Annotated in this window: 15 protein-coding genes; 5 read left to right on the top strand and 10 right to left on the bottom strand. The window is 71.9% G+C overall.

Annotated elements, in window-relative coordinates; all coding sequences use genetic code 11:
- Positions 1-22: 22 nt before the first annotated feature.
- The gene (locus tag J2Z33_RS03300; RefSeq protein ID WP_209837869.1) at positions 23-1,054 is read right to left on the bottom strand and encodes an aldo/keto reductase; all 1,032 of its coding nucleotides are present in this window, start codon (positions 1,052-1,054) and stop codon (positions 23-25) included.
- A 341-nt stretch (positions 1,055-1,395) separates the two neighbouring features.
- Between J2Z33_RS03300 and J2Z33_RS03295 the strand changes: the two genes are divergently transcribed.
- The 4 genes from J2Z33_RS03295 (at position 1,396) to J2Z33_RS03280 (ending at position 4,812) form a co-directional block, all read left to right on the top strand.
- Positions 1,396-2,802 carry a glycoside hydrolase family 1 protein gene (locus tag J2Z33_RS03295; protein ID WP_209837868.1) on the top strand — a complete coding sequence of 469 codons (1,407 nt, stop codon included), beginning with the start codon at positions 1,396-1,398 and terminating at the stop codon, positions 2,800-2,802.
- 66 nt (positions 2,803-2,868) lie between these two features.
- Complete coding sequence (locus J2Z33_RS03290) at positions 2,869-3,693, top strand: aldo/keto reductase (protein ID WP_209837866.1); 825 nt, start codon at positions 2,869-2,871, stop codon at positions 3,691-3,693.
- A 57-nt stretch (positions 3,694-3,750) separates the two neighbouring features.
- Positions 3,751-3,909: a hypothetical protein gene (locus J2Z33_RS03285; protein ID WP_209837864.1), complete on the top strand. Its 159-nt coding sequence runs from the start codon at positions 3,751-3,753 to the stop codon at positions 3,907-3,909.
- Positions 3,910-4,413: 504 nt separating this feature from the next.
- Positions 4,414-4,812, top strand: a complete 399-nt coding sequence (locus tag J2Z33_RS03280) for a VOC family protein (RefSeq protein ID WP_209837863.1) — start codon at positions 4,414-4,416, stop codon at positions 4,810-4,812.
- 148 nt (positions 4,813-4,960) lie between these two features.
- On the opposite strand, the gene J2Z33_RS03275 is transcribed toward J2Z33_RS03280, so the two are convergent.
- Together J2Z33_RS03275 and J2Z33_RS03270 are read right to left on the bottom strand one after the other, a co-directional pair.
- The gene (locus J2Z33_RS03275) at positions 4,961-6,841 is read right to left on the bottom strand and encodes a glycoside hydrolase family 2 protein (protein WP_209837860.1); all 1,881 of its coding nucleotides are present in this window, start codon (positions 6,839-6,841) and stop codon (positions 4,961-4,963) included.
- A 434-nt stretch (positions 6,842-7,275) separates the two neighbouring features.
- Positions 7,276-7,857, bottom strand: a complete 582-nt coding sequence (locus J2Z33_RS03270) for a DUF1003 domain-containing protein (RefSeq protein ID WP_209837858.1) — start codon at positions 7,855-7,857, stop codon at positions 7,276-7,278.
- Between the two features lie 126 nt (positions 7,858-7,983).
- On the opposite strand from J2Z33_RS03270, the gene J2Z33_RS03265 reads away from it, so the two are divergent.
- On the top strand, positions 7,984-8,748 hold the full coding sequence (locus J2Z33_RS03265; protein WP_209837856.1) for a ZIP family metal transporter: 765 nt from the start codon (positions 7,984-7,986) through the stop codon (positions 8,746-8,748).
- Here the strand turns inward: J2Z33_RS03265 and J2Z33_RS03260 are convergent.
- The 7 genes from J2Z33_RS03260 to J2Z33_RS03230 are packed head-to-tail and all read right to left on the bottom strand — an operon-like array spanning position 8,745 to position 16,084.
- On the bottom strand, positions 8,745-9,503 hold the full coding sequence (locus J2Z33_RS03260) for a potassium channel family protein (RefSeq protein ID WP_209837854.1): 759 nt from the start codon (positions 9,501-9,503) through the stop codon (positions 8,745-8,747). The two genes, J2Z33_RS03265 and J2Z33_RS03260, sit on opposite strands and share 4 nt — an antisense overlap.
- Before the next feature lie 32 nt (positions 9,504-9,535).
- A complete protein-coding gene (locus tag J2Z33_RS03255) occupies positions 9,536-10,630 on the bottom strand; it encodes a CgeB family protein (RefSeq protein WP_209837852.1) in 1,095 nt (364 codons plus the stop codon).
- The gene (locus tag J2Z33_RS03250) at positions 10,627-11,721 is read right to left on the bottom strand and encodes a CgeB family protein (protein ID WP_209837850.1); all 1,095 of its coding nucleotides are present in this window, start codon (positions 11,719-11,721) and stop codon (positions 10,627-10,629) included. Before J2Z33_RS03250 ends, J2Z33_RS03255 begins: the two co-directional genes overlap by 4 nt.
- Entirely contained in the window at positions 11,718-12,818 is a 1,101-nt protein-coding gene (locus tag J2Z33_RS03245) for a CgeB family protein (RefSeq protein WP_209837848.1), read from the bottom strand. Before J2Z33_RS03245 ends, J2Z33_RS03250 begins: the two co-directional genes overlap by 4 nt.
- 1 nt (position 12,819) lies before the next feature.
- On the bottom strand, positions 12,820-13,908 hold the full coding sequence (locus J2Z33_RS03240) for a glycosyltransferase family 4 protein (RefSeq protein WP_209837846.1): 1,089 nt from the start codon (positions 13,906-13,908) through the stop codon (positions 12,820-12,822).
- The gene (locus J2Z33_RS03235) at positions 13,905-14,981 is read right to left on the bottom strand and encodes an SDR family NAD(P)-dependent oxidoreductase (protein ID WP_342454116.1); all 1,077 of its coding nucleotides are present in this window, start codon (positions 14,979-14,981) and stop codon (positions 13,905-13,907) included. The genes J2Z33_RS03240 and J2Z33_RS03235 overlap by 4 nt, the downstream gene beginning before the upstream one ends.
- Positions 14,978-16,084, bottom strand: coding sequence for an NAD-dependent epimerase/dehydratase family protein (locus J2Z33_RS03230; protein ID WP_209837844.1), 1,107 nt, complete (start codon positions 16,082-16,084; stop codon positions 14,978-14,980). The genes J2Z33_RS03235 and J2Z33_RS03230 overlap by 4 nt, the downstream gene beginning before the upstream one ends.
- Positions 16,085-16,364 lie beyond the last annotated feature (280 nt).

The following is a 16,364-nucleotide window of genomic DNA, read 5'->3' as shown; positions in this document are numbered from 1 at the left end:
GGGCGGGTTCCGGCGCGCTGGGCTAGCGGCCCCCCTCGATGCGGCGGTGGCGCTGGGCGATGCCCTTGGCCCCGTAGGGGTAATCGCCGACGAGGGGTGCGCTGGCGGCGTCGAGCCGGGCCGTCTCCTCGGGGGAGAGGGTGAGGTCGGCGGCGCGGAGGTTCTGGGCGAGCTGCTCGGGCGTCCGCGCGCCGAGGATCACCGAGGTCACGGCGGGGCGGTCCCGGACCCAGGCGAGCGCGACCTCGGCCATGCCGGTGCCGCGTCCTTCGGCCACCGCCTGCACGGCGTCGATGATGGCCCAGGTGCGGGCGTCGCGGGCGCGGGGGCCGTAGGCCTCGACGCCGCGCTCAGGGTCTTCGCCTAGGCGGGTCGCGCCGGTGGGCGTCTGGTCGCGCTTGTATTTCCCGGTGAGCCAGCCGCCTCCCAGGGGCGACCAGGGCAGGAGGCCGATGCCGGCGTCGAGGCAGGCGGGGACGACCTCGTGCTCGATGTCGCGGGCGAGCAGGTTGTATTGCGGCTGGAGCGTCACGGGCGGGGCCCAGTGGTGGGCCTTCGCCAGATGGACGGCCTTGGTGATCTGCCAGCCGAGGTAGTTGGAGACGCCGTAATAGGCGATCTTGCCCTGCGAGATGGCGTCGTCGAGGAAGCGGAGCGTTTCCTCCAGGGGTGTCAGGGCGTCCCAGGCGTGGACCTGGTAGAGATCGACGTGATCGACGCCGAGGCGGTGGAGCGAGGCGTCGAGCGCTTGGCGCAGGTGGCGGCGGGACAGGCCGAGGTCGTTGGCGTCGGGACCCGTGGGGAAGCGGCCCTTGGTGGCCAGGACCATCCGGCGGGCCTCGGTCGGGCGGGCCTTGAGCCAGCGGCCGACGATCTCCTCGGAGGTCCCCGCCGTGTAGACGTCGGCGGTGTCGAGAAAGTTGCCGCCCGCCGCGGCGTAGTCGTCCATCATCTGGAACGACTGCGCCTCGGTCGATTCGGCCCCGAAGGTCATCGTGCCCAAGCAGAGCGCGGAGACGGCCGTCCCGCTGTGGCCCATCGGTCTGAATTGCATCCCGTCCCCTGTTCGGATCGTCTTCGGCCGGAACATAGGGCGGGCGCGCGTCCGGCCAGTGGGCCGGGGTCGAGCGCGACGGTCGGCGCGGGCGACACCTCGCTAAGACTTTGGGAAAAGGGTGCGGAAAGCCGCCGGAGTCGGGAACCCGACCGAGGGCGCGGGGCGTTGATGAGGTGCCGGGATGGGCTAGAACCCAAGGCCGAGGACCCGTGCCGCGTGACGCGGGGCCGATCCGTCGTCCCCGCATGGGGGCGTCCCTGGGGTGCCTGCCGCATAGCCGGCGCCTTGTGACGAGGTTCACGACCCCGCCCCCGGAAACAATTGAAGTCAGAACCGACATGAAACGACATTTGGCCAGCCCTCTTTCCGCCGAACCGGGATTGGAGGTCCCGGTCGATCTCATCGAGTCCTGGCCCGAAATCCGGCCCGAGCCGCCGCCCGCCCTGTCCCCGGCGGTGCCCCGGTTGAGCTACCTGACCGGATTCGAGGGCACGCAGATGTTCGGCCACGCGGTCGATGTGCTCGACACCACCGAGCACACGGTCCGCTACCGGGAGGACCTGAAGCTGCTGGTCGCGGACGGGATCACGACGTTCCGCTGCTGCATCCCCTGGCACAAGATCGAGCGGGTCCGGGGCGTCTACGACTGGTCCTGGACCGACCGCTACCTGTCCTGCGTCCGGCGGCTGGGGCTGAAGCCCATCGCGGACCCGCTGCACCACACGAGCTTTCCGCAATGGCTGGAGCACGGATTCGCCAACCCGGAGTTCCCGCAGGTCTACCGCGACTTCGTGAAGGCCTTCGCGCGGCGCTACCCGTGGATCACCGACTACACGATCATCAACGAGCCGCTCGCGACCGCGATCCTCGCGGGGTTCATGGGCGAGTGGTATCCGCATTGGCGCGACCGCGCGGGGGTGGTGCCGATCATCCTGGGCAAGGCCAAGGCGATCTCCCTCGTCACGCCGATGCTGGAGCGGATGGTGCCGGGGCTGCGCGTCGTCCACGTGGACACCTGCGAGAGGCACCACGCGCTGGACCCGCAATCGCAGTATCACACCGACTTCGGCAACGACCTGCGCTTCGTCATCCTCGACCTGATCCTGGGGCGGGTCGATGAGCGGCACCCGCTCTGGGGGACGCTGACCGCGCATGGGCTGAGCCCGGAGGACGCCGCCTGGTTCCGCGACAACCCGGCGCGGATCGACGTGCTGGGGCTCGACTACTACGCGCACAGCGAGCTGGGCTGGACCGTGCAGGGGCAGAGCGACGACTTCGTGCCCGTCGGGTTCCGGGAGGTGGCGCTGGAGTATCACGAGCGGTATCCGTTCCCGCTGATGCTGACCGAGACCAACGTGCGCGGGCGCATCGAGGACCGCATCTCGTGGTTGAAGTACATGGTCGGCGAATGCGAGGCGCTGGTGCCGGAGCTGGCCGAGAGGGGCGGGCGGTTCGAGGGGTTCTGCTGGTATCCCTACATCGATTCGACCGACTGGTGCTCGCTCGTCCGGCAGCCGAACCGGAGCATCGACCCGCAGGGGATCTATTATCTCTGCGGGCGCTTCAACCGGCAGCGGTCGGAGCTGTCGCACCTTTATGCGGCGCTGGCGCGCGGCGAGATCGGGTCGGCGGAGCTGCCGGCCTACCGCTTCGAGGAGCCGGTGCTGGTGGGGCGGCGGGTGGGGAAATACCTGCCGCACATGGCGCACTGGGACTGGAGGGACGGCGTGCCGAGCGTGGCGTGACGCGGGGCGCTTGCCCTTCGCGCGTTGCTGCTACCATCTGGGCGCGCGACCACCACGGAGCCCGAGATGCCTGACGTTCCCTTCCTGACCCTCAACGACGGACGGACCATGCCGGCGATCGGCTTCGGCCTGTGGCAGGTCCCGGCCGACCGGACCGCCGACCTGATCGGCGAGGCGGCGCGGCTGGGCTACCGGCAGTTCGACGGCGCGGCGCTCTATGGCAACGAGGAGGGCCTGGGCGAGGGCGTGCGGACCTGCGGGGTGCCGCGCGGGGAGCTGTTCGTCACCACGAAGATCTGGAACGACCGGCACGGGTTCGACGAGGCGCTGCGGGCGGCGGACGAGGGCTTTGGCCGGCTGGGGCTGGAGCGGATCGACCTGCTGCTGATCCATTGGCCCGCCCCGGCGCGCGACCGCTACGTGGAGACCTGGAAGGCGCTGATCCGGCTGCGCGAGGAGGGGCGGGTGTCGTCCATCGGGGTGTCGAACTTCCTGCCCGAGCATCTGGACCGGATCGTGGACGCGACGGGCGTGGTGCCGGCCGTGAACCAGATCGAGCTGCACCCGGAGCTGCCGCAGGCGGAGCTGCGGCGGAAGCACGCGGAGATGGGGATCGTGACGCAGAGCTGGACGCCGCTGGGGCAGGCGCGGAGCTTCGATTCGGCCCCGGTGCGGCGGGCGGCGGAGCGGACGGGGGCGAGCCCGGCGCAGGTAGTCCTAGCGTGGCATCTGGCGCTGGGCTGCTCGGTCATCCCGCGATCCACGAATCCGGGGCGTCTGCGGGAGAATCTGGAGGCGGCGAGGGTCCAGCTCGACCCGGAGGAGTTGGCGTCCATCGCCACGCTGGAGACGGGGCACCGGACGGGGCCGAACCCGGCCACCTTCTCCTGAGTGGAACAATCGCGCGGGGGGCGCGGTTGTCCGGGGAAGCCGGACAGGAGGACGCGCATGGCCAGCGACGAGACCCCCGAGGAGGTTCCGCCGGGCACGGTGGGCTCGGGCGAGAATGCCTGCCGCAAGTGCGAGGGCACGGGGAAGGTGGACGGCAAGGATTGCCCCGATTGCGGCGGCACCGGAGTGGTGACGACGCCGATCGGCGGCGCGTAGGGCGCGTATTCGACGCGTGGCGGGCGGGTCTTTGCGGCCCCGTCCCGGCGCAGTCCTGCGCGGGGGTGGGTCCTCCCGGTCGGGCGCCGGCCGCACGGCGTCCTGTCAAACAGCGTATGGCCCAGCGGCGAGGATGGTTCCGGACGCGCGACGGGGAGTCCCGGCGGGCGCCCGGTCCTTTGGGCCTGTGCGAGGAGGATCGCAGGACGGTGTTAACAAGCTCCGACAGCAACGGGCGTTGCGTGTTGCGTGGGACTTTAGGGATCGGACGCGGGGGTGTCGTAGGGTGCGCCGTCCGCCCACCGGAGCGCGAGGACCGGCGTGGCGCGGTGCGCGCAAGCGCATCCGACGGTGATCGGGGGGTGGGGGCGCCACGCTGGCCCTCGGCGTCAAGAGCGCGTGGTGGGGTGGACGGCGGGGGCGGGTCGGGGCGGCGGACGGCGCCGGGGTTGCGGCGCGGGGAGCGGCGGGCGATCACGGGGGCGGCAGAGACGGAGGAGGCCCATGGCCAAGGCGATCCATTCCATGATCCGCGTGCGGGACGAGGCGCGCTCGGTGGCGTTCTACCGGACGGCCTTCGGGCTGGAGGTGGACACGCGGCTCGACTTCGCGGGCTTCACGCTGGTCTACCTGCGGAACGCGGAGGCCGACTTCGAGGTGGAGCTGACGGTCAACAAGGATCGCACGGAGCCCTACGACCTGGGTGACGGCTACGGGCACCTTGCCGTGGTGGTGGAGGACCTGGCGGCCGAGCACGCGCGGATGACGGCGGCGGGGCTGGAGCCCCGGAAGATCGTGGCCTTCGCGCCGGACGGGGGCGAGCCGGTGGCCACGTTCTTCTTCGTGGCCGACCCGGACGGCTACCAGATCGAGGTGCTCCAGAAGGCGGGGCGGTATCGGTGAGGGGGCGCGGGCCGGGCGTTTGACGGGCGGGGCGGGATGGTGCGCTGAAGCGCACCCTACGGAGCAGAGAGGCGGCGGGCGGTGGTCCGCCCGCCGGGGTCCGGGCCGGGTGGCGGGCTGAAGCCCGCCTTACGAGGGCCGCTGGCGGTCAGAGACGGCCCGCCCAGGCCTCCCGCGCCTTCTCGTTGGCCTCGCGCACGGCAAGACCTTCATACTTGGGCAGGCCGTGGGCGTCGAAGACGCCGTTGATCTCGCCCATCGAGGTGTCGTCCTCGGGGTCGTTGCCGGCGTCGCGGGTCTGCGTCAGCACGTAGCCGCCGCGCAGGACCGGCATCGTCCCCATCGCGTCGATGAGGTCCGAGAGTTCCGCCGCCCAGGTCTCGGGGTCGCGGTGGATCTTGCCGTAGGCGAAGACGCCCTTGGACGGGCGGTTGAGCAGCGCGCGGCCCCCGACCTCGGACAGCACGAAGGGCGTGCGGCCGTCGTAGCTGTAGCCCGCCGGGTGGAAGACGTGGCGGGGGTTCTTGCCCCAGGTGCCGGGCTCGGGCCATTGCGGGATGCGGCCGTAGATCGACCGGATCAGCGCGTTGTCGGCGTAGTCGTGGACGTTGAACATCAGCCGCGACGGGTCGAGCCGGTTCTGGGTCGCGCCGTTCCGGCGCGTGGTGATGCAGCGCCAGCCGTCGTTGGCGGCGTAGGGCATCCCCGGCGGGGCGATGTCCTCGGTCATCTCGCCGAGTTCATACTGGAACGCCTCGCGGTCGGCGTCGGTGGCGGGGACCTCGTGGTGGGTGTGTTCGAGCAGGCCCCAGTCCTCGTTGCCGGGGACCAGGAAGAACACGGAGGGGTGGTTCCAGGCGTAGGCGCGCACGATGCGGCGCCATTCGTCCAGCGCCTCGGCCCGGTGGAGGGGGTCGAGGAGGTTGCGGGCCGAGGGCATCTCGATGGACAGCCAGTAGCCCATCTTGTCCGCAAGCCAGAGGTCGCGGTGGCGTGGCGTGGTCTGGTGGCGACGTTCGCCGTTGAAGCCCTGGGCGAGCGTGTGCTCGTAGTCCGTCAGCGTGTGCTTGTCGGTGGGGGTGTAGAGGGTGTCGGGGTAGATGGCCTGGTTCAGCAGGCCCTGGAGGTAGAAGGGCTCTCCGTTCAGCTTGTAGTAGCCGCCGTCCATCGCGAAGTCGCGGAAGCCGGCGTAGGTCTCGATGGAGTCGACGACCTGGCCCCGGCGGTCGAGGAGCGTCAGCGTGCCGAAGTAGAGGTGCGGGCAGGCGGGGGACCAGCGCAGCACGTCGGCCATGCGGCCCGCGAGGGTGGCGCGGCCGTCCTGCACGGGGGCGCGGAGTTCGAGCCCGCCGCCGTCCTCGTGCGACAGCGTCAGGACGACGGAATGGGCGTAGGCCTCGCCCGCGACATCGACCGACAGCGACAGGTCGCCCGAGGCGCGGGCGGTCAGGAAGTGGTCACTGAGGCGCACCTCGCCCGCGTGCTCGATCCAGGCGGATTTCCAAAGGCCGGACATGTTCTGGTAGAAGATCGCGCCTTCGCGGGACTCGCGCTCCTGCTTGCCGGACAGGATGGAGCGGGCGCGGGAGGAGTCGGTGACGGTGACTTCGAGCTTGTGGAGCGTGGTCGCGCCGTCGGTCAGGCCCATCCGCAGCACGGGGCGGGAGACGAAGAGGGTGCAGGGGTCCCAGGCGCCGCGATGGCGGCCGAGGGTCATGCCGTTCACGGCGACCTCGGCCTCGTGGTCCACGCCTTCGAGGTGGAGCACGGCGCCGGCCCAGTCGAAGGGCAGCTCGAAGGTGGTGGCGTAGCGGAGGCGCACCTCGCCTTCGGGGACGGCGATCCGGTTGACCTTGGCCTGCGGCGCGAAGGGAACCACCACGGGCTGGGCGGGTTCATCGTTCACCGAGAGCGTCCAGACCCCGTCGAGCGGCAACGTCTCGCGCCGCATCCGCGCGGGGTTGGGGGCCGTGTCCCGCGAAAGGACAGGCAGGGGGCTGAGACCGAAGTCGGTGGCCTGGGTCTTCATGGATCGCCTCACTGGAGGGGGACCGCTGTCCCCGTGCCGCTTCTTTCGGGCGGACTGACTGGAATGTTAGTCGAAATTATGACGAATTTTTGGGCGGATTGTTGCCGGAGTCGCCTTCGTTCGCCACTGTGGCCCGCCCGCATCAGAGGCGGATGGACCGGAGGATTCCTCTGTCCGGCGGATTAGTCCCGGTTCGGGAGCAATCGCGGCGGGCGGCGTTTCGCATGGGTCGGGAAGTCTGTCGAGGGACTTTCGCAGAGGTCGCGCGGCCGCGCGCTCAAGATGTCGTGGGCGGTTTTCAGGGCAGCTTCGGCGCGGTCATGGGCGGCTCGCTTCGGGGCCGGAGAGGTCCGGCCCGACCCGTGGCCCGACAGGCTGGCCACGCCGGGAATATAAGAGGTTAGGGGCCGTCCGCGCAGGGGGACCGGATCACGTCACGGTGCGTTCGCGGGGGCGCCGGAGGCCTCCTCGGCGGCCTCGATTCCGTCGAGGACGGCCTCGGGCGAGACGTCCCGGCGGATCTCGGCCATCTCGCCGTCCACCTCGGTCCGCACGTCGAGCCGGGCGGCGATGGCGGCGACCAGGGCGGCGATGCGGGTGACCTCGTGCTCGGCCAGGAGGCCGATCTGGAGGTCGAGGTCGGCGCGCTTGTCGGCGGCGGCCTGCATCCGGTTCTGGCTGATGAGGACGAAGGTCGAAAGGAAGATCGCCTCGACGGAGGCCCACATGGCGAGGACGACGAAGGTGGGGTCCCATTGCGGGACGTCGGGGATCCAGCCGAGGTTCGCCACGATCCAGAAGCCGAACAGCGCGAGGTGGAGGTAGACGAAGAGCATGGACCCGGTGAAGCGGGTGATCGCCTCGGCCACGCGGTCCTGGAGGGAGGCCTCGGATTCCTCGCGGCGGCGGCGGTCGGTGAGGGCCTGGATGTTGCGCTCCAGGACGGAGCCGAGGCCGGGGGGATAGGCCGGGGGGCTGGTGGGGCTGCGGCGGCGGGGGTCGGGGGAGGCGGTCATGGGGGGCCTTCGACGTGGGGTGCCTCCTTCAACCGCCAGGGCGGGGCGGCTGTTCCGGGGTTCCCGGTTCCGGGAACACGGGATGCGCGCGCTGGGTTGGCCCGGTGCGGAACGGAGGGCGGCGCGATGGCAATCTGGGTGCAGGCGGGGCTCTGGGGGCTGCTGGGCGGCGCGGCGCTGGTGGTGGGGGCGGCGCTGGCCTACCTCGTGGACCTGCCGCGCCGGGTGACGGCGAGCGTCATGGCCTTCGGCTGCGGGGTGCTGGTGTCGGCGGTGACCTATGACCTGATCCTGGAAGGGTTCGAGACGTCGAGCCTGGGGCCGATCGTGCTGGGGGCGCTGGTCGGGTCGGTGGCCTACACGGTGGCGAACTGGCTGGTGTCGCAGGGGGTGCTGTCCCACGCTGGGCGGCACCGCAAGCGGTCGGGCGGGCAGCAGGTGGCGGCGAGCGCGGGCGGGGGGCTGGCGATCGCGGTGGGGTCGCTGCTGGACGGGGTGCCGGAGTCGGTGGTGCTGGGGGTGGGGCTGCTGGACGGGGGCGGGGTGAGCCTTGCCGTGCTGGCGGCCATCGTGCTGTCGAACCTGCCCGAGGGGCTGTCGAGCGCGGTCGGGATGCGGAAGGCGGGGCGGAGCGCGGCTTACGTCTTCGGGCTCTGGGGCGGGATCGCGGCGGCCTCGGGGCTCGCGGCGGCGGCGGGGGCCGGGCTGATGGGCGGGGCCTCGCCGGGGGTGCTGGCCTTCGTGAGCGCGCTGGCGGCGGGGGCGCTGCTGACGATGGTGGCGGACACGATGATCCCGGAGGCGGTGGAGGGCGAGCCGGGGCTGGCCGGGCTGTTCGTGGTGCTGGGGCTGCTGGGGGCGTTCGGGCTGTCGCGGGGGTTCGGGGGCTAGTCCCCCTCGTCGGGGATGTTGAGGAGGGTGCCGCAGGCCTTGCAGTGGACGGCGTCGGGGTCGTGGCGCTGGAGGCCGCAGACGGGGCAGGGGAAGCGGACCTTGTGCGGGCGGAACAGGACCTGCGCGAGGCGCAGGAACAGCGTGACGCCGAAGATCATGATGATGACGGTCAGCATCCGGCCCGTGGTGCCCGGAAGGGTGATGTCGCCGAAGCCGGTCGTCGTCAGCGCCGTCACCGTGAAATACAGGGCGTCGGCGTAGTTGCCGATCTCCTCGTTCCGCCGGTGCTGCGTCTCGTAGACGATGGCGGTCATGATGAAGATGAACACGCCGAGGTTGGCGATGGCGAGGATCACCTCCTCGTTGCGGGTGAGCGGGCCGTTCCGGTCGCGGGCGGCGTTCAGCGTCGTGTAGGTCTTGAGGATGCGGAGCGTGCGGAGCACCCGCAGGAAGCCCGCGCCCTCGCTGGTCAGGGGCGCCAGGAAGGACAGGATCGCGATGATGTCGGTCCAGGTGGACAGGCGCAGGAACTCGCGCGTCTTGCGGGGGCAGATGGCGAGGCGGGCGGCGAGGTCGCCCGCGATGAGGATGCCGAGGAGCACATCGACCGCCTCTACCCAGGGGGGGCGGGGGATGAAGCTGGTCGCGATGATGAAGACGAGCGTGAGGAGGTCGAAGGCGAGCAGCGCCGTGCGGAACCGGTGCGCGCGGTCGCTGTGGCCTTCGTAGAGCTCGCGCAGGAAGGGGATCATCGGAGCAGTGTAGCCCGCGGGCGGGCCGCTTGTCAGGTTCCTGTCGCCGCCACCGCCGGAATGCCCGCGCGGAGGGCCGCCGCCAGTTCCCGCGCGCGGGCGCGGCCGGTGTGGGCGGACAGGACGCGCGCCCGGCCGGCGGCCCCGATGGCGCGGCGGCGGGCGTCGGGGAGGTCGAGGGCGCGGAGCACGTCGTCGGGCGAGCGGGCGATGAGCAGGGCCTCGCCCTCGGGGAGGAGGTCGGACAGGCCGCGCCAGTCGTCGGAGAGGATGGGGGTGGCGCAGGCGGCGGCCTCGAACAGGCGGACGGAGGGGGACCAGCCCATGCGGCGCATCGCCTCGCGCGTCACGTTCAGGGTGAAGCGCTGGGCGTTGTAGAAGGCGGCGTGGTCGGAGGGGGGGAGATGCTCGATCCGTTCGACATTGGCGGGCCAGTCGATGGTGTCGGGGTATTGCGGGCCGGCGACGACGAAGCGGAGGTCGGGCCGCAGGCGGGCCGGTTCGAGGAGGAGGGCGTCGAGCGTGGGCTGGCGGTCGTCGCTGTAGGTGCCGAGGTAGCCCAGGTCCCACCGCTTGGAGGCGTCCGGGTCGGCGGGGTAGGCCGTGGGATCGACGGAGCAGTAGAGGGCCGCCGCGCGCCGGGCGCCGCGCGCGCCTTCGAGGTGATGGAGCACCTCGCCCCCCGAGAAGGAGAAGTAGGTGTCGAAGAGCGGGATCTGGCGGGCGGCGAGGTAGTCCTCGTGGCCCTGATCGAGGGCGGCCAGCGTCACGGGGGTGTCGATGTCGTAGAAGGCGAGCTGGCGGAGGTCCATCGCCGCGAGTCGGTCGATGAGGCGGACGCCTTCGGGGACGTAGGAGCCGACGATGACCGCGTCGGCGGCGCGGAGGCGCGGGGCGTGGCGGGCGAGCATCGCGTCCACGTCGTCGTAGAGGGCGAAGTCGCAGAAGTCGGGCGAGGGGAGGTCGCGTTGAGACGCATACCAGGGCTTGTCGCGTTCGAGGAACAGGGTGCGGTGGCCCTCGGCGTGCAGGCCCCGGAGGAGGGCGCGGTAGGTGGTGGCGTGGCCGTTGCCCCAGGAGGAGGAGAGCGTCAGGCCGAGGATGACGATGTCGAGGGGGCGGGTCACTGGGCAGCCTCCAGCCGGGCGGCGTGGGCCTGGAACAGGGCGTCGGCCTGCTTGGCGCGCTGGTCGTAGGTGTGGTGGGCGAGGACGCGGGCCAGCGCCGCCTGCCCGATGGCGCGAGCGCGGTCGGGGGCGATGGTGCGGACGGCCTCGGCGACGTCCTGGCCGTCGCGGGCGACCAGAACCTCCTCGTTCGGGGTCAGGAACAGCTCGATCCCCTCCCAGGCGTCGGTGACTAGGCAGGCGCCGGCGCCGGCGGCCTCGAAGACGCGGGTGGCGGGGGAGAAGCCGTTGGCGGCCATGCTGTCGCGGGCGACGTTGAGGACCATGCGGGGGGTGCAGTTGAGGGCGTTGTGGTCGGCGGTGGGGACGTGGCCGAGCTTGTGGACGTTCGAGGGGAAGGAGGCGTCGTGCCAGCCGTTGCCGCCCAGGATGAAGCGGTTCTCGGGGAGGAGGGTGGCGGGGCGGGCGAAGAACTCGGCCACGCGGGCGTCGCGGTCGGGGAGGCGGTTGCCGAGGAAGGCGAGGTCGCTGGCGAAGCGCGGCTCGGGCGCGACGGGGTGATGGGTGGCGGGGTCGAGGGCGTTGTAGACGGGGGCGCAGAGGCGCGCGCCCAGGGCCCGGTAGGCGGCCACCACGGGGTCGCCGCCGCCGTAGGTGAGGACCATGTCGAGGTCGGGGAGCCAGCGGCGGATCGCGTGGTCGGGGGCGGCGGCGATCTCGCCCAGCGTGTGGGGGGCGTCCACGTCCCAGAAGACCCGGAGCGCGCCGGGGCGGGCGGCGGACATGACCTGCGCGAGGAGGAGGTCGTCCTCGAAGCCGACGCCGGAGGTCTTGACGACGATGTCGTAGGTGGCGGCCTCGGCGGCGACGCGGCGGAGCGCCTCGAGGGTGCCGTCGTAGACGACGACGCGCGCCCAGTCGGGCGGGTCGATGTCGCGGTTCTTCTGGCGGTCCCAGACGTCGGGCTCGTAGAAGGTCGTCTGGTAGCCGCGCTTGGCCAGCGCCCGGATGATCCCCCGGTAGTAGGTCGCCGCGCCGTTCCAGTAGGCGGACAGGAGCGAGGAGCCGTAGAAGGCGATGGTCCGGGTCATGCGGTCTTCCTTGCGGGGGCCTTGAGCTGGTCGAGGATGGTCAGCAGTTCATCGACGCGGTGGCGGCAGGTGTGGCGGGCCTGGATGGTCTGGAGGCCGCGCGCGGCCTGTTCGTGCCGCAGCGCGGGGTCGTTGACGAGGGAGCGGAGGTGCTGACGCATCTCGTCGCCGTTCTTGGCCCAGAGGAAGTCGCCGGGGCGGAACAGGCCCTCGGCGTCGTCCCAGGGGGCGGAAACGAGCGGGATGCCGCAGGCCAGGGCCTCGAAGGGGCGGATGGTGGGGATGCCGGGAAGCTGCTCCACGTAGGGGCGGCGGGGGACGTGGACGGTGACGCGGTTATGGGCGAAGGCGCGGGGGACCTCGGCGTTGGGGAGCCAGCCCTTGTAGGCGATCCCGGCGGCGTCGAGGGCGGCGCGGGCGTCGTCGGGGTAGCGGACGCCGTGGACGGTCGCGCGGAGGTGGAGGTCGCGGGCGGGTTGGATCAGGAACTCGTGCAGCTCGGCGGTGCGTTCGTCGTCGCCCCAGTTGCCGATCCAGACGAGGTCGCCCTCCTCGGGCTCGTCGGGCAGGGGGTGGAACAGGGCGTCGTCGGCGGCCTCGTGCCAGGTGAAGACCTGACGGCCCCAGCCGGCCTTGAGGTAGCGCTCGCGCAGGGCCTCGCCGAAGGCCAGGACGCCGTCGTAGCCGGACAGGTCCATCGCCCCGATCTCGCCGGAGGCGGAGACGGCGCGGTGGTGGGTGTCGTGGAACAGGAGCAGGAAGCGGCCGCCGCGCTTGCGCGCCTGCCCGATGCGGGCGACGAGGGCGGGATCGCTCCATTCGTGGACGATCACCACGTCGGCGGCGTCGAGGGCGGCTTCGTGGTCGAACGTGGCGTCGTGGATGGTGGTCGAGATGCTGGGGAAGTCGCGGTGGAAGGCGGCGACGGCGTCGGGACGCTCGGCCAGCAGGTTCTCGCGGCTCCAGGCGTTCGCGGGTTCGAGGGCGAGGGTGTCGTGGCCGCGCCGGTTCAGGTCGCGCATCACGCCGCGAAGGAAATGGGCGTTGCCGTGGTTCCAGTCGGAGATCAGGGAATGGGTGTGGAAGAGGAAACGCATCTCACCTCTGGGTGACGGGCTGGGGAACGAGGTCGGCGTAGAGCCGGAGCATGGCGGCGGCCTGCGCCTCGGGCGTGAAGCGGCGGGAGCGGGCTTGCGCGGCCTCGCCCAGGCGGCGGCGCTCGGTCGGGTCGCAGGCGAGGGCGTCGAGAGTGGCGGCGAGCCGTTCGGGGTCGCGGGGCGGGACGAAGACGGCGGCGTCGGACCAGAGCTCACGGAAGGTCGGGATGTCGGACAGGACCAGGGGCAGGGCCATCCGCGCGGCCTCGGCCACGGCGAGGCCGAAGGGCTCGTAGAGCGAGGGGGAGCAGAAGATCCCGGCGCGGCGCATGAGGGCCACGGCCTCGGCATGGGGCAGCTCGCCGCGCGGGAGGGCGTGGCGGGCGGCGAAGGTCGCGCCGTTGGGGCCGTGCGTGGGGCCGAGGAGGTGGATGGGGAGGTTGGTGTTCTCGGCGGCCTCGTCGAGGAGCGCGCCGTTCTTGCCCTCGTCCCACCAGCGGCCGGAAGCTATGACGAAGGGCTCGCCCTTGGTCTCGCCCAGAGGGGCGGCGGTGGCGTTGGGAACGACGCGCAGGCGAGGGACAGGGCCGTAGCAGGCATGGAGCGCGGCGGCGTGGGCGTGCGAGGGGGCGACGATGGCATCGGCGCGGGCGAGGCCCTGGGCGTTGAGGTCGCCCTGCCATTCCCAGCCGGGGGGGAGGCCCGTGCCGCGCACGGCACGGAACCAAGTGGTGACGCAGGAGTGGGAGACGACGAGGACGGGGCGGTCGGTGTCCAGGCCCGCCGCGTGGGTGGGGAGGTTGAGGTGGAGGAGGTCGGCCCCGTGACGGCGCGCGGCTTGGGCGACGAGGGTCGGCACCTCGGAGAGCGCGCCGGCGTCCCCCACCAGCCAGTCGAGCGGCGCGTCGGTCCAGTCGAGCGTCCCGAGGCGGGCGGCCTCGGCCTGCTGGGCGTCGGTGGGGCGGGGGCCGAAGCCGAGGAACACCGTCTCCACCCCCTCGGGGCGGAGCGCGCCGGCGAGGTCCATCGCGTAGCGCCAGACGCCGCCCACCGCGTCGAGGGTCATGAGGAGGCGCAGGCCCTCTGTCATGCGCGGACGCGCTTCGGGACGGGTGCGGGCTCGGACATCGGCTCGGATATGCGGACGCGGTGGGCGCGGAGCCAGGAGGCGAGGTCGGCCAGCCCTTCGCGCCAGCCGATGCGGGCCTGCCAGCCGGTCGCCTGGGTGAGGCGGGCGGTGTCGGCCACGAACCAGTGCTGGTCGCCCTGCCGCCAGTCGCCGTGGGTCACGGGAAGGCGGCGGTCCACGATCCGCTCGATCTCGCGCAGGACGGAAAGGAGGCTCACGGCGTTGCGGGGACCGCCGCCGAGGTTGAAGGCGCGGCCGGAGAGGGCGTCGATGTTCGCGAGGACCGTGCGGTAGGCGGCCACGGCGTCGGCGACGTGGAGGACGTCGCGCACCTGCTTGCCGTCGCCGTAGACGGAGATCGGCTCTCCCTGAAGGGCGCGGATGAGGAAATGGGCGACCCAGCCCTGATCCTCGGTCCCGAACTGGCGGGGGCCGTAGATGCAGCTCATCCGCAGGACCGCCGCCGGGAGGCCGTAGGAGCGGGCGTAGTCGAGCACATACTGGTCGGCGACGCCCTTGGAGCAGCCGTAGGGGGTGCGGAAGTCGAGGGGCTGGTCCTCGGCGATGCCGTTGGCGCGGAGGCGTTCGTCGGCGGGAAGGTGGCGGTCGGCGGCCTCGGCCATGGGGAGGGCTTCGAGGCAGCCGTAGACCTTGTTCGTGGAGGCGAAGAGGACGGGGACGCGGCGGCCGGTGGCGCGCACGGCTTCCAGCAGGTTGATCGTGCCGCGCGCGTTCACCTCGAAGTCGTCGAGCGGGTCCGCGAGGCTGGTCGTCACCGCCGTCTGCGCGGCGAGGTGGATGACGGCCGAGGCGTCGCGGGTGGCCTCGCGCAGGGCGGCCTCGTCGCGGAGGTCGGCGCGTAGCGCGTGGACACGGGGGCCGTGGTTCGCCTGGAGCCAGTCGAGGTTCTGCCCGACGCCGGGGCGGCTCAGGTTGTCGAGGACCAGCACCTCGCGCCCCTCGGACAGCAGGCTGTCGGCGAGGTTGGAGCCGATAAAGCCCGAGCCGCCGGTGATGAGGACCGGACCCGTCACGAGACGAGCCCCTTGGCTTCGAGCTCCTTTCGCATCTCGGCGCCGCGGTCCACGACGACCTCGCCGCGCACCCAGTCCACGAATTCGTCGAGCGAGTCCTCGAGCCGGTGCCGGGGCTCGAAGCCGAGGAGGTCGCGGGCCTTGGAAATGTCGGCGAAGCAGTTGCGGATGTCGCCGGAGCGGGACTTGCCGAGGATCTCCGGGGCGAGGTGGGGGAGGTTCATCGCGCCGGCGAGGAGGCGGGCGACGCCGGAGATGGTGTAGGCCTGCCCGGAGCCGATGTTGAACAGCTCGCCCGCCGCGCGGGGGCTCTCGTAGGCGAGGCGGAAGGCGCGGGCGACGTCGCGGACATGGACAAAGTCGCGCCGCTGCTCGCCGTCCTCGAAGATCGTGGGGGCCGAGCCCGAGGCCAGGCGGGAGGCGAAGTTGGCCAGGACCCCGGTGTAGGGGTTCGACAGCGCCTGACCCGCGCCGAAGACGTTGAACAGGCGCAGCGCCACGGCGGGGACGTCGTAGGCCTCGCCGAAGATCAGGACAGCGCGCTCCTGCGCGTATTTCGTGAGGGCGTAGATGGAGGCGAGGTCCACGCGCTTGCCCTCGCCCGTGGCGACGGGGGTGAGGGGCTCGCCCTCGGGGCCGGTGGGGTTCCACTGGCCGGCGCGGATGTCGGCGGGCTTGCGGCGGATCGTCTCCAGGAGGGTGCCGTCGGGCTTGGCGTAAGTGCCCTCGCCGTAGACGCTCATGGAGGAGGCGACGACGATGCGGGACACGGGATGATCGAGCATGGCCTCCAGCAGGACGGCGGTGCCGAGGTCGTTGGCGCCGACGTAGCGGGCGATCTCATACATGCTTTGGCCCACGCCCACCTCGGCGGCGAGGTGGATCACGCCGTCGCAGCCCTTGAGCGCCGGGCGGAGGCGGTCGGCGTCGCGCATGTCGCCGCGCACGACCTCGGCTCCCTCGGGGAGGGCGGCGGTGGCGACGCCGTGGACCTGGTCGATCAGGGCGTCGTAAAGGCGCACCTCGTGGCCCTGGGCCAGCATCTCCTCGGCGACGTGGCGGCCGATGAAGCCGCATCCCCCCGTGATCAGAACTTTCGTCATCGGTCCCCCTGCGCTCTGGCGCCAGTGGGTCCGGAACGCTCATCTTCTAAGTAGGTTCCCGAAGTCGTGACCAGCGAGGCGGGCTGGCGGATTTCCGCCGCGGATCGTGGCCTTGGAGTATCGGGGGCGCATCGGGGACGCATCGGGCGGGGGCGGGGACGCCCCTTGCGGCGGGGCCGTGGCGACCTAGGCTGGAACGGGACAGGGGTGGCCCCGGTTGGAAACCGATGGGCCGCCGCGACGCTACGGAAGGACAAGGCCCATGACCGACAGACCCGAT

The sequence above is a fragment of the Rubellimicrobium aerolatum genome (assembly GCF_017872975.1).
In the GTDB taxonomy this organism is placed as follows: Bacteria; Pseudomonadota; Alphaproteobacteria; order Rhodobacterales; family Rhodobacteraceae; genus Rubellimicrobium; species Rubellimicrobium aerolatum.
The sequence above is the reverse complement of the archived record's forward strand: the minus strand, read 5'-3'. Positions and strand labels throughout refer to the sequence as shown.

What these genes read in the sequence shown, in the direction of transcription:
- J2Z33_RS03270 (WP_209837858.1), bottom strand. Translation starts at nt 7,857, where the DNA reads ATGACCGCCTCCCCCGACCCCCGCCGCCGCAGCCCCACCAGCCCCCCG.
- J2Z33_RS03300 (WP_209837869.1), bottom strand. Translation starts at nt 1,054, where the DNA reads ATGCAATTCAGACCGATGGGCCACAGCGGGACGGCCGTCTCCGCGCTC.
- J2Z33_RS03285 (WP_209837864.1), top strand. Translation starts at nt 3,751, where the DNA reads ATGGCCAGCGACGAGACCCCCGAGGAGGTTCCGCCGGGCACGGTGGGC.
- J2Z33_RS03240 (WP_209837846.1), bottom strand. Translation starts at nt 13,908, where the DNA reads ATGACAGAGGGCCTGCGCCTCCTCATGACCCTCGACGCGGTGGGCGGC.
- J2Z33_RS03295 (WP_209837868.1), top strand. Translation starts at nt 1,396, where the DNA reads ATGAAACGACATTTGGCCAGCCCTCTTTCCGCCGAACCGGGATTGGAG.
- J2Z33_RS03280 (WP_209837863.1), top strand. Translation starts at nt 4,414, where the DNA reads ATGGCCAAGGCGATCCATTCCATGATCCGCGTGCGGGACGAGGCGCGC.
- J2Z33_RS03290 (WP_209837866.1), top strand. Translation starts at nt 2,869, where the DNA reads ATGCCTGACGTTCCCTTCCTGACCCTCAACGACGGACGGACCATGCCG.
- J2Z33_RS03250 (WP_209837850.1), bottom strand. Translation starts at nt 11,721, where the DNA reads ATGACCCGGACCATCGCCTTCTACGGCTCCTCGCTCCTGTCCGCCTAC.
- J2Z33_RS03245 (WP_209837848.1), bottom strand. Translation starts at nt 12,818, where the DNA reads ATGCGTTTCCTCTTCCACACCCATTCCCTGATCTCCGACTGGAACCAC.
- J2Z33_RS03275 (WP_209837860.1), bottom strand. Translation starts at nt 6,841, where the DNA reads ATGAAGACCCAGGCCACCGACTTCGGTCTCAGCCCCCTGCCTGTCCTT.
- J2Z33_RS03265 (WP_209837856.1), top strand. Translation starts at nt 7,984, where the DNA reads ATGGCAATCTGGGTGCAGGCGGGGCTCTGGGGGCTGCTGGGCGGCGCG.
- J2Z33_RS03260 (WP_209837854.1), bottom strand. Translation starts at nt 9,503, where the DNA reads ATGATCCCCTTCCTGCGCGAGCTCTACGAAGGCCACAGCGACCGCGCG.
- J2Z33_RS03230 (WP_209837844.1), bottom strand. Translation starts at nt 16,084, where the DNA reads ATGACGAAAGTTCTGATCACGGGGGGATGCGGCTTCATCGGCCGCCAC.